Annotated in this window: 11 protein-coding genes; all 11 read left to right on the plus strand. The window is 63.4% G+C overall.

What is annotated here, in order from left to right; all coding sequences use genetic code 11:
• Positions 1–3: 3 nt before the first annotated feature.
• The 11 genes from N5A92_RS10950 to N5A92_RS11000 all read left to right on the plus strand — a co-directional run bounded on the left by N5A92_RS10950 (position 4) and on the right by N5A92_RS11000 (position 12,154).
• The gene (locus tag N5A92_RS10950; protein WP_260902596.1) at positions 4–306 is read left to right on the plus strand and encodes a hypothetical protein; all 303 of its coding nucleotides are present in this window, start codon (positions 4–6) and stop codon (positions 304–306) included.
• A 29-nt stretch (positions 307–335) separates the two neighbouring features.
• Entirely contained in the window at positions 336–728 is a 393-nt protein-coding gene (locus N5A92_RS10955) for a hypothetical protein (RefSeq protein ID WP_260902597.1), read from the plus strand.
• Between the two features lie 130 nt (positions 729–858).
• Positions 859–1,062, plus strand: a complete 204-nt coding sequence (locus N5A92_RS10960) for a hypothetical protein (protein ID WP_313958405.1) — start codon at positions 859–861, stop codon at positions 1,060–1,062.
• Positions 1,063–1,064: 2 nt separating this feature from the next.
• Positions 1,065–1,211 carry a hypothetical protein gene (locus tag N5A92_RS10965; protein ID WP_260902598.1) on the plus strand — a complete coding sequence of 49 codons (147 nt, stop codon included), beginning with the start codon at positions 1,065–1,067 and terminating at the stop codon, positions 1,209–1,211.
• 32 nt (positions 1,212–1,243) lie between these two features.
• On the plus strand, positions 1,244–1,621 hold the full coding sequence (locus N5A92_RS10970) for a hypothetical protein (protein WP_260902600.1): 378 nt from the start codon (positions 1,244–1,246) through the stop codon (positions 1,619–1,621).
• Positions 1,599–1,853: a DUF1488 family protein gene (locus tag N5A92_RS10975; protein ID WP_260902601.1), complete on the plus strand. Its 255-nt coding sequence runs from the start codon at positions 1,599–1,601 to the stop codon at positions 1,851–1,853. Before N5A92_RS10970 ends, N5A92_RS10975 begins: the two co-directional genes overlap by 23 nt.
• Before the next feature lie 51 nt (positions 1,854–1,904).
• On the plus strand, positions 1,905–2,183 hold the full coding sequence (locus tag N5A92_RS10980; protein WP_260902602.1) for a hypothetical protein: 279 nt from the start codon (positions 1,905–1,907) through the stop codon (positions 2,181–2,183).
• Between the two features lie 6 nt (positions 2,184–2,189).
• Positions 2,190–2,495: a hypothetical protein gene (locus N5A92_RS10985; RefSeq protein ID WP_260902603.1), complete on the plus strand. Its 306-nt coding sequence runs from the start codon at positions 2,190–2,192 to the stop codon at positions 2,493–2,495.
• A 144-nt stretch (positions 2,496–2,639) separates the two neighbouring features.
• Entirely contained in the window at positions 2,640–11,141 is an 8,502-nt protein-coding gene (locus N5A92_RS10990) for a GH36-type glycosyl hydrolase domain-containing protein (protein ID WP_260902604.1), read from the plus strand.
• Positions 11,142–11,258: 117 nt separating this feature from the next.
• Complete coding sequence (locus N5A92_RS10995; RefSeq protein WP_260902605.1) at positions 11,259–11,651, plus strand: hypothetical protein; 393 nt, start codon at positions 11,259–11,261, stop codon at positions 11,649–11,651.
• A 308-nt stretch (positions 11,652–11,959) separates the two neighbouring features.
• Complete coding sequence (locus tag N5A92_RS11000; RefSeq protein ID WP_260902606.1) at positions 11,960–12,154, plus strand: hypothetical protein; 195 nt, start codon at positions 11,960–11,962, stop codon at positions 12,152–12,154.
• The last annotated feature ends 80 nt before the right edge of the window (positions 12,155–12,234 follow it).

Here is a 12,234-nt window from a genome sequence, read left to right on the forward strand (position 1 = left end):
CCTATGAAAATCCGGCCCCTTCACGACCGCGTCGTCATTCGACGCGTCGAAGGCAATGGCACATCCAAGGCCGTAGAAGGCTCAATCGTCGTCGGCCGGCTGATGGACGCGAAGGATTCCGATACGGGCTTCAACGCGCAGACCGGGCGCCATGTCGACATGATCGAGGTCGTCCGCGCCCCGCAGGATGCCGGTTCGCCGATATTCCGCATGAGGGATGCGCCAGCCATGGCCGGCGCAAACGGCATGGGCGGAATGAATACTAAGCAGTGCCTGAAGGGCCTTGTCGGAGACGACCGGGCATAGCCGGAACAACAATCGAAAAGGAGGGTTCCATGGCAACGCAGAACAACGGCAAGACATCCATCGCCCAGCGTTGGAACAACTATGAGCCATCGAAATCGACGCTCGTTTGGGCATGCGCCATGACGGCCGTTGCCACGATGGTCGTCGGGTTCAGTTGGGGCGGTTGGGTCACGGGCGGCACGTCGCGCACGCTCGCATCGACCGCCGGAGATGTCTCACGTGGAGAACTGGCCGCGCTCATATGCGTGGAGAGGTTCAACGCCGCAGCCGATTCGAGGGCTCGCCTCGTCGAGCTCAAGGCGCTTGACGGCACCTACAGGCAGCGACAGTTCATCGAGGCCGGCGGTTGGGCGACGATGCCCGGCGACACGTCCGCCACTCGCCGTGCGGCCGAGGGCTGCGCGGTCGCGCTTGCAGCCTGACCGACGTGCCGCGACCCGCAAAAGCTGTGCTGCACACAACCGTGCATCACGGCCAGGCGGCTAAAGGAGCAGAGCAGAACAGATGAAGAACATGCCATCCCCCCGTTTCGCTATTGGACAAGCCGTCCGCATGAACAACAGGTTCGGCCTTTCGCCCTCGACGGCGGAGACCTACCGCATTACAGCGATCCTGCCAGCCAGAGAGGATAATTCACCTCAGTACCGCATCCGCAACGACGATGAACGTCACGAGCGCGTGACGACGGAAGACAGCCTCGAAGAGCTAACAGCGCCGTCCGCCCCGGGCGATGCTGCACCCGAAGAAGGAGCCTGACAATGGCTAAAGGGCAGAAGCGCAGCAATCGCGAAACAAGAAAGCCGAAGCAAGAAAAGGCGCCTGCGAAAGTGGAGGCGCCACTCGGCTCTCAGGTCAAGCAGGCCACCAACAGCATTACGCGCGGCAAGGCAAAGAACCGAATGTAGGCGCGGATTGCATTTTGCCAGCAGGTGTCTGGATGAAAGTTGTCATTGAGTTCAACAGGATCCGCGCAAGCGACGGCGCACACGCAACGGTTGGCCGTGTCACCCGCGACGTGATCGGCGCCGAAGCGGCGGTCGAGTTAGCCGCATCACTGTTGTGCTCGCTCGCCATGCCGCAGGAGCCTGACGTCGTCAGGATTTTGGACGATCGGGGTAACCCGTTCTATTGCGCAGCAGTCGGGTCCGACCATGACACCAGGGCGGATGATGACGCTCCCGAGATCAGTCTTTGGGAGAACGAGGGCGGCGCCGTAGCATCGCGCCATGTACAGAGCCGAGCCCGTGACGAGAACTTCTCATCCTTTTCCAACAGCAATGAGGTATCCGATCATGACACTCAGTTTTCCCAATAGAAGCCGCAGCTATGACGAAGCCGGGCAGCGCGTCCGTTTCACCGGTCATGACGGCATGTTCGAGGTGCCGTTCTTCGTCGAGACCAATGCGCTCCGCCCGGCAGCGGCCAGCGAAGCGCATTATCTGGCCGCGTTCGATGCAGCGCGCGCCACGATCCACGATGTCGCACGTGAAATCTACGGGAACACCCGCAGGTCCGTGTACGTGTTGACGGCGGCTGATTTCCGGTAAGCCGGGTGGTTCGCCGGACCGCCCTCGATGGGAATATGAAGAAGAACCGCCATGACCATTCGCACCACCGATACGGAGATCACGTTCAGGCGACCGTTCATGCTGAGCGCCCTCGAGGCCCGGCAGCCTGCAGGAACCTATCGCCTGGTTGTCGACGAGGAGGAGATATTCGGTCTTTCCTTTCTTGCCTACCGGCGCACGGCCACGATGCTGCACATTCCGGCGGTGTCTGTCCAAACCGGCCGGCATCAGGTGGTTGAAGTCGACCCGGAGGAACTGGGGGCAGCTCTGGACGCGGATGCGCGCGCAAGCCGGTCTAACGAGGACTAGTCATTCATGCAGCACCTTGGTCGAATTCACGGGACTGGCGTCCTGAAATGTGCCGGCAAGACACTTTTCCGCATAGACTACGATTTTGACGGTTTCCTGAGGAAGCCGGCGGAAGTGACCGGCAGCGGCGAGATCCGGATGTCTCCCGACACGCTGCGGCAGGTATTCGGTCGCGAGGATCTTCATCTCCTGACGGACGACGGACGACTTCTGAGCCTTCGCTTCTCAGAGAGACATTTACCGGAGGCCAGCGACGCCGCTCACGTCGACGTTGCCGGGGACCTGCCGTCACGGTTGGAGTGGCGTCACTGACGGTGCAAATCTCGGCTGCCCTGATCCTCCGTCGACTCACATAGAGACGCGGGTTCCGCTCCCCGCCCGAAACCCCACGGGAGCCACGGCTTCAACAAATCGGCCCATTCGGCGCCACTCACGCTCGGGCTGGAAAGGCACTCATTGAAATCCATCCTTCGCCTCCTGGGGCTTCGCTCCTCGTCACCGCCATGGAATGATGGGGCGCCGGTGAGGGAGGAGCTCTTCAGCGTCGAGCGGCTGGAGCAGCACGCGGAAAGCCTTGCTGCCGCACAGCCGGTAACCGACCGGCCTCCCGCCGTCCTGCCCCTGCACACGAGGCTCAACGACAATGCCGCCGTTTTGCTTGCCGCTTATCGGGCGAGTGCCGCGGAATTGGAAAGCGGCAGGGGCGTGGTCCCCGCCGCGGAATGGCTGCTGGACAATTATCACCTGGTCGAGGAGCAGATCCGCGAGATCAGGGACGATCTGCCTCCCGGCTATTATCGCCAATTGCCGAAACTGAGCGAAGGACCGTTTGCGGGCTACCCGAGGGTACTCGGGGTTGCCTGGGCGTTCGTTGCGCATACCGACAGCCTCTTCGACCGCGAGAAGCTGCGGCGGTTTCTCGTGGCCTATCAGCGGGTTCAGCCCCTGACGATCGGCGAGCTGTGGGCAGTGGCGATCACCCTGCGCATTGTCCTCATCGAGAACCTCCGCCGGCTGGCCGATCAGATGACTGTGGGCCGCGCGGCGCGCGCGGATGCGGCGGCACTGGCCGAGCGGCTTCTTGCATCCGACTGCGGCAGGACCGCGCTTGAAACGGATATCGCCTCCCGCTCACCGGAACCGTTGTCGGAAGACTTCGCCGCGCAATTGGCCAAACTGTTGAGGAACCAGGACCCCGAAACGACGCCCGCGCTCGGATGGCTGGAGGAGCGTCTTGCGCTGCAAGACGTGTCTGTGGACGCTGTGGTGCAGCATGCCCAGCAAAGGCAGGGCGCATCCAATGTCACCGTGCGCAACATCGTCACCAGCATGCGGCTGATCTCCGATATCGACTGGGCCGAGCTGTTCGAAAGCGTAAGCCTGGTTGACGAGCGGTTGCGGGCGGGAAGCGCCTTTGCCGGCATGGATTTCCCAACCCGCGACCTTTACAGGAACGCGATCGAGCAATTGGCCCGCGGCTCGTCGTTCTCGGAACTCGAGATTGTGGACCGCGTGCTCGAAGCTGCACGGGGAGCGGCGGCTGAAGCGGACGGTACAGCCGGCGCGAAGCGCGCCGGGGATCCCGGCTACCATCTGATCGCCCAGGGCCGCGCGGCACTTGAGCGGGCGATCCGGTTCCGGCCACCCCCACGGCTGCGGATCAGCCGCTTCAACACGCGCCTCGGCATTGGCGGCTATATCGGGTCGATCCTGCTTGTCACGGTGATGTTGCTGGCCATCGCGCTGTGGGCGCTTTCGCGTCCCGGCCTCGACACCGGCTGGCTCGTGCTGTTCGCTTTGATCTCATTTTTCCCCGCGACCGAGGTTGCGACCGCTCTCGTCAACCGTGCGATGACCTGGAGTTTCGGCGCGACGATCCTGCCCGGTCTCGCGCTCAAGCAAGGCGTTCCGGAATCCATGCGGACGCTCGTTGCGGTGCCGACGCTTCTTACCAGTGAAGCCGACCTTCTGGAGCAGGTGGAACGACTTGAGGTTCATCACCTTTCCGGCGTCGGCGGAGACCTCGTCTTCGCTCTTCTTACGGACGGGACTGATGCCGATCAGGAGTTCACGGAGGAGGATGCTCGGCTGCTCAACATAGCCGCCGAGGCGATCGCGCGATTGAACCGGCGCCACAAACCAGTCGCCGGCGGAAGCCGCTTCCTCCTCTTGCATCGGCGCCGGATCTTCAACGCGGGCGAAGGCAAATGGATGGGGTGGGAACGAAAGCGCGGAAAACTGCACGAACTCAACCGGCTTCTGCGCGGCGTCGAGGACACCACCTTCATGCCCATAGGCGGGAGGCCGCCGCAGGTGCCGGCCGATGTGCGCTACGTCATCACGCTGGATGCTGACACGCGGCTGCCACGCGATGCCGCGCACCGTCTGATCGGCAAGATGGCGCATCCGCTCAATCGACCGCGCTTCAGCGCTGCCGAGCAGCGTGTCGTCGACGGCTACGGCATTCTCCAGCCGCGCGTCACGCCCTCGCTTCCGGTCGGCCGCGAAGGATCCTTTTACCAGCGCGTTTTCTCCGCCCCCGGCGGCATCGATCCCTATGCGGCTGCCGCCTCGGACGTATATCAGGACCTCTTCGGCGAAGGCACCTATACCGGCAAGGGCATCTACGATGTGGACGCCTTCGAGGCGTCTCTGGCTGGCCGCGTGCCCGAGAACACCATGCTCAGCCACGATCTCTTCGAAGGAGTGTTCGCCCGCGCCGGCCTCGCGTCCGATGTCGAGGTGATCGAGGAATTTCCGTCCCGATACGACGTCTCTGCCAAGCGTCAGCATCGCTGGACGCGTGGCGACTGGCAGCTCCTTCCCTGGGTTACCGGACTACGCAGCGGACACCTTGCGGTTCCCTCCATCGGCCGCGGAAAGATGCTGGACAATCTGAGGCGCTCTCTGTTGGCGCCGTTCACGCTCCTCGCTCTGGGGCTCACATGGCTGATGCCGCTTCCGGCCGCGATAACGGGAACCGCGCTTCTTCTTGCCGCCGTCGCGATCCCGGCATTCCTGCCGATTTTGTTCACCCTGGTGCCGCACCGCGCCGGCATTCGCTTGCGCAATCATGTCGCCACGCTTGCCGCAGACCTGCGCCTTGCAGCCGTCCAGAGCGTCCTTTCCATCGTTTTCCTGCCCGACCAAGCGTGGCGAATGGGCGACGCGATCCTCAGGACGCTGGTGCGGCTCTTCGGGTCCCGCCGCCATCTGCTGGAATGGACCACGGCCGCGCAATCGAAGGGAAGCCCGCGTCTGAACTTCGCCGGTTTCTATCGCCGCATGGCTTCCGGCACGCTGCTTGGGCTTGTCATGGCCGTGGGCGCCGTTGCGCTGTCGCCTTCCTCCTGGCCGCTCGTTCTGCCCTTCGCACTGTTGTGGCTGACCGCGCCGGCGCTCGCCTTGTGGGCAAGCCGGTCGCCGAAGGCCGGACCGCGCCTTGCGGTTTCCGATCCGGATGCGACCGAACTGCGCCTCATCGCACGTCGTACGTGGTGCTTCTTCGAAACCTTCGTGACGCCCGAAGACAACATGCTGCCCCCGGACAATTTCCAGGAGGATCCGAAGCCTGTCGTCGCGCACAGGACGTCGCCCACGAATATCGGGCTCTATCTCATCTCCACGGTTGCCGCCCGCGACTTCGGCTGGGCCGGTACGGTCCAAACGGTGGAGCGGCTGGAAGCCACGTTGCAGACCATGCGTGGGCTCGCACGGCACGAAGGCCACTTCTTCAACTGGTATGCGACGCAGGACCTGCGTGTTCTCGAACCCGCCTACATCTCGTCGGTCGACAGCGGCAACCTTGCCGGGCATCTGATCGTGCTCGCCAATGCGTGCGAGGCGTGGATCAACGATGGCATTGCGCCAAGTGCCCGGCTCGGCATGACGGACAGCATCCAACTTGCACGTCAAGCGCTCGATGCCGTGTCCGGGAACCACCGCGAAGCCCAACTCTCCCTGATGCTTGACGACATCGAATCCCTGTTGAACGGTCCGCAGACGCTCGACGCGTTGTCCCCCGTGCTGACGCGCCTGGCTGACAAGGCTGCCGCCACAGCGCGCGATCTAGTTCCGACGGATATCGAAGACAGCGCCCCGGATCTCGTCTTCTGGATCGAGTCCCTCAAGAAGACCGTGGCCGAACATGCACGTGACCGATCCGGGAACCCCGTTCTGAAAAACCGACTGCAGGCGCTTGCCGCGGATGCGCGCGAGATGGCGCTGGCGATGGACTTCGCCTTCCTTCTCGATCCCGAACGCAAGCTGTTGTCGATCGGCTATTCCCTCGCAGACGATAGCCTCGACCCAAGCTGTTACGATCTGCTCGCTTCGGAAGCCCGGCTTGCAAGCCTCTTCGCCATCGCCAAGGGTGATGTCGAGACACGGCACTGGTTCCGCCTGGGACGCGCCGCGACACCTCTGGGGAGCGGGTCGGCGCTGATCTCCTGGTCCGGCTCGATGTTCGAATATCTGATGCCGTCGCTCGTCATGCGCGCTCCCGCCGGCAGTCTGCTCGAACAGACCAATCGGCTGGTGGTCGAGCGCCAGCAGGCTTACGCACGGTCGCTCGGCATTCCCTGGGGGATCTCCGAGTCCGCCTACAACGCCCGCGATATGGAGCTGACCTATCAGTACTCCAACTTCGGCGTTCCAGGTCTCGGTCTGAAGCGCGGTCTCTCCGAAAACGCGGTTGTCGCACCCTACGCGACGGGGCTTGCGGCCATGATAGACCCGCACGGCGCGTGTGAGAACTACGCTCGCCTCGCACAAATGGGCGCTGGGGGCCGCTGTGGCTTCTTCGAAGCGCTGGATTTCACACGATCGCGCCTTCCTGAAAAGGAGAATTTCGCCGTCGTCCGCACGTCTATGGCTCATCATCAGGGAATGACCATCGTCGCCATCGCCAACACGCTGCACGATGGCGAGATGCGTGCCCGTTTCCATCGTGAGCCGATGATCCAGGCGTGCGAACTCCTGTTGCAGGAACGCATGCCCCGCAATGTCGTGACCGGCCATCCGAAGGCCGAAGAGGTGAAGGTTTCCCCGGCGACGGCGGATGCGGGAATCCCGACTTCACGCCGCCTTACCGCCACCACGGCGGGGCCGCCGGTCACCCAGTTGCTGTCGAACGGCCGCTACGCGGTGATGCTCACTGCCGCAGGTGCAGGCTACAGCCGCTGGCGCGACATCGCCGTCACACGCTGGCGCGAGGACGCCACCCGCGACGACTGGGGCTCCTTCATCTTCCTGCGCGATACCCAAAGCGGAGACGTCTGGTCCGCCGGCGCCCAGCCGCTCGGCATCGAAGGAGAGCATCGCGAAGTCATCTTCGATGAGGATCGCGCCCAGTTCATCCGCCGCGATGGCAATCTGACGACCACAATGGATGTTCTGGTCTCCGGCGAAGACGACTGCGAGGTGCGCCGCGTGTCCTTGAGCAATGGAGGGCGGCGGCCGCGCGAGATCGAGATCACATCCTACGCCGAAATCGTTCTGGCTCCGCCGGCCGCCGACATGGCGCATCCGGCGTTCTCCAAGATGTTCGTCCAGACCGAGCATGCCGCCGAATTCGGCGCGCTCGTTGCAACGCGCCGCCTGCGCTCGCACGCTGAACCGCAGGTATGGGCTGCCCATCTCGCCGTCGTCGAAGGCGAGATCGTCTCCGATCCGCAGTACGAGACCGATCGGGCCCGGTTTGTCGGGCGCGGCCGCTCGATGGGCACCGCAGCAGCAGTGGCGGAAGATGGGCCGCTCTCGAATACCGTTGGGACGGTACTCGATCCCATTTTCTCGCTGCGCCAGCGCGTGAGGATCGCGCCCGGAAAGGTCGCGCGTATCGCCTACTGGACCGTCGTCGCATCGTCGCGCGCCGAGCTCATGGACATGATCGACAAACACCACGACCGCAGCGCATTCGAACGCGCCAGGACGCTAGCGTGGACCCAAGGGCAGGTCCAGCTTCGCCATCTTGATGTCGATGCCGGAGAGGCGGCGGACTTTCAGCGCCTGGCCGCCCCCATCCTCTACGCCGACCCTCGCTACAGGGCGCCGTCCGAGGAGATTGTCCGCGGTGCCGGTTCGCAATCCGGCCTCTGGCATCTCGCCATTTCCGGCGACCTGCCGATCGTCTTCTTGGGTATAGACGATCCCGAAGACATGGCCCAGGTCCGCCAGCTGCTGCGCGCTCACGAATATTGGCGCATGAAAAGCCTCGCCGTTGACCTGGTGATCGTCAACGAGCGCGCATCCTCCTATACGCAGGACCTGCAAGTCGCCATCGAGACCGCCGTGCGCAGTAGTCAATCGCGGCCGCGCTTCGGGGCGGAACTCGCGCAAGGCTCTGTCTACGCGCTTCGCGCGGATCTAATGAGCGCGGAGGCGCGCGACCGGCTCCGTTCGATTGCCCGTGTCATATGCTCGGCACGCCTTGGATCGATAGCCGAACAACTCGATCGTTTGCCAACTCCATCCGTCGATGACCCCACGATCTCCCTCCTGCAAGAGCCCGTGCGGCAGAACTCCGAGCCGCCTGCGCCGCACGCGCCGCCGCTCGAGTTCTTCAACGGGCTTGGTGGTTTCGACAAGGACGGACGGGAATATGTGACGATCCTCGACCGCGGCGCCGTCACGCCCGCGCCATGGATCAATGTGATCGCCAACCCCGATTTCGGCTTTCAGGTCTCGGCGGAGGGAAGCGGCTACACCTGGGCAGAAAACAGCCGGGAGAACCAGCTTACGCCATGGTCGAATGATCCAGTGGTCGATCCGAGCGGCGAGATGATTTACATCCGCGACGAAGAGACTCTCGATCTGTGGAGCCCGTCCGCGCAGCCGATCCGCGGCAGCGGCACCTATGTTTCGCGCCACGGTTTCGGCTACAGTCGCTTCGAGCACGAGGCGAACGGCATCGCGCTCGATCTCCTGCAATACGTCCCTCTCGGCGACCCCATCAAGATCTCGCGCCTGACCCTTCGAAACGTTTCCGGTCGTCCCCGCCGCGTGTCGGTCACGAGCTATGCTGAATTGGTGCTCGGCACCTCGCGCAGCGCCACGGCGCCCTTCCTGGTGACGCAGATCGACGAGGCGACCGGCGCGATGCTGGCGCGTAATCCCTGGAGCATCAATTCCTCCGGCCGCTTCGCCTTTGCCGATCTTGGCGGGCGGCAGACCGCATGGACAGCCGACCGGGCCGAATTCCTTGGCCGCTACGGCAACCCGTCGGCACCTGGCGCGCTCAACGGCCATCGACCGCTGTCGGGGACCACCGGCGCCGGCCTCGATCCTTGCACGGCCCTGCAGCAGACCATCGAAATCGGCGCGGGCGAGACAGTAGAGATTGTCTCGTTTCTCGGGCAGTGCGGCTCGCAGGATGAGGTCCAGGCGCTGCTCGCGCGTTATCGCGCGGCGGATCTCGATGCGGTTCTCCAGGAGGTGACGGATCACTGGACCAGCCTTTTGCAGACGGTCCAGGTCAAGACACCGGACCGTGCGATGGACATCATGCTCAATGGCTGGCTCCTCTACCAGACGCTCGCCTGCCGCATCTGGGCGCGCTCGGCTTTCTATCAGGCGAGCGGCGCCTACGGTTTCCGCGACCAGCTTCAGGACGGAATGGCCCTGACGCTGACAAGGCCCGAAGAGACGCGGCGCCATCTCCTGCGCGCGGCCGGCAGGCAGTTCGTCGAAGGCGATGTCCAGCATTGGTGGCTGCCTCAGTCGGGGCAAGGCGTCCGCACGCGGATTTCGGACGACCGCGTCTGGCTCGCATTCGCCGCGTCGACCTACGTGAATGCTTCGGGTGATGCCGCGGTTTTGGATGAGACCGTCCCTTTTCTCGACGGTCCGCCGCTTGCCCCCGGCGAGCACGACGCGTTCTTTCATCCAACGGGGGCGGCCGGATCCGCCTCGCTCTTCGAGCACTGCGCCCGCGGTCTCGACCAGTGCCTGGAACTGACCGGCAAGCTCGGCCTGCCCCTTATGGGTACGGGCGACTGGAACGACGGCATGAACCGCGTCGGCGAAGGCGGCAAGGGCGAGAGCGTCTGGCTCGGCTGGCTGCTTCTGCGCACCATTGAGCTGTTCGCGCCTCTGGCGGAAGGCCGCGACCCGAGCCGCGCCGAACGCTGGCGCGCTCACGCAGCCTCCGTGCGCGAGGCGCTCGAAAAGCACGCATGGGACGGTGAATGGTATCGCCGCGCGACCTTCGACGACGGCACCTGGCTCGGCTCGAAGGACAGTGAGGAATGCCGGATCGACTCCATCGCCCAGTCCTGGGCCGTCCTGTCGGGCGCCGCCGACCCGGCGCGGGCGGCAACGGCAATGGCGTCGCTGGAAAAGCATCTCGTCCGCCGTGAAGACGGCATGGCACTGTTGTTCACGCCGCCCTTCGACAAGACGCCGCGCGACCCCGGCTACATCAAAGGCTATCCGCCGGGCCTGCGCGAGAATGGCGGCCAGTACAGCCATGCGGCCATGTGGGCGATCCTGGCCCTTGCAAAATCGGGGGCGGGCGACAAGGCACACGATCTGTTCGCGCTGCTCAACCCGATCAACCACGCGCTTACGCCCGAGGAAATCGAACGCTACAAGGTCGAACCCTATGTGGTTGCCGCCGACGTCTATTCCGTCGCGCCGCATGTCGGCCGGGGCGGATGGACCTGGTACACCGGCTCCGCCGCCTGGATGTACCGTTCCGGCATCGAGGGCATTCTGGGCATTCGGCGCGAGGGGGCGTTTCTCATCATCAACCCGTGTATCCCATCGGCCTGGCCGGGGTTTGAAGCCACCGTGCGGATGGATGAAACCCACTACGACATCCGCGTGGACAACTCGATGCAACGCGATACCGGTGCCTGGTCGGCTGTCATGGACGGCGAACCTCTTCAGTGCTCCAGAACATGCGTGCGCGTTCCGCTGGACGGACGCACACATAATTTAGCTCTCGGTTTCGAGTGAGGGTCGATGCACATTACTCGCCGTCGTCCTCGCCGGCTGGTGGTGCGCGTTATCAAGTGACAGCGGGAGGTGCCGTGTGCAACAATTGACGAGGGTCCCTGTCGACAAGGAATTGCGATGAAATCGAGTGCTATCTGGCTCATCGCGTTGATCGCATTCGGAAGCTGGGCGGTGGCCGCAGCAGAAGGCGACCTAGCCGCTCGCGAAATGAGTGTCCACGAAATCATAGCCGCGCTTGGGGTCAACGATCTGAGCGCGAACGAGGTCCGTGCGATCGATTCCTATGTTCGTCTTGATGTCGTGGACCTGAGCGCCTTCGAGTCAAGCGACGAATATCAAGCGCTGGAGACGGCCCTCGGCAACACCGATGACGGTTGGGCGATGATGCAAACCGCGATCATAGGCAATGACTTAATCGAACAGGAACTCAAACGCCGTTCGGTCGAGATAGGACGCGTCGTCGCCGCGACCATGGACGACAAGGGAGTCGTCACGATTTACATTCGCTGATGCCGAAATCGAAAAGCTGTCGAACCACCAGATGGGCGATCGCGGACCGACGCGCTGGATGGCTTGTGTGGGAGCCATATCTGCGCCCGTACCCAAGCACGTCAAAAACTATGCGCTGCAACGAAGTGCATATCGCGGCGAGATGCAGTGTGGGGAAAGGCGGCAGCGCTCCTCCGACTCGAACGTCGATGACCCAGAACTCCGGTGGCGACATGCAAGGGCAGCGTGTGAATGCCGCGACCCTCAAATTATGACCCAGGACGAGCCCCTACCCCGACGGTTCTGAATCGCCGTTCGCGAGATCACGATTGGACCGGACGACGCTCAAGGTGCACGCCGGCGCGGCTGACTTTCGCCCCCTCACCGCACTGAATTTGCACGGGGTGTTCCCGTATCCAGCTGCAATCCATGAACTTTCTGCACAGTCCATCATCGGAGCGATGGTGAAGACTTTTTGTTTTTCAATTGCGTGCGGTACATTGCATCCAGATCATCCGGGCTAAGGAAGGCTATGGGCGGGTAGAAGTCAGATGTAATGTAAAGAGTACATCGTGCCGATGTTCGCCTGAAGACGCGGACCAAA

The organism is Chelativorans salis (assembly GCF_025336525.1).
Taxonomy (GTDB): Bacteria; Pseudomonadota; Alphaproteobacteria; order Rhizobiales; family Rhizobiaceae; genus Chelativorans; species Chelativorans salis.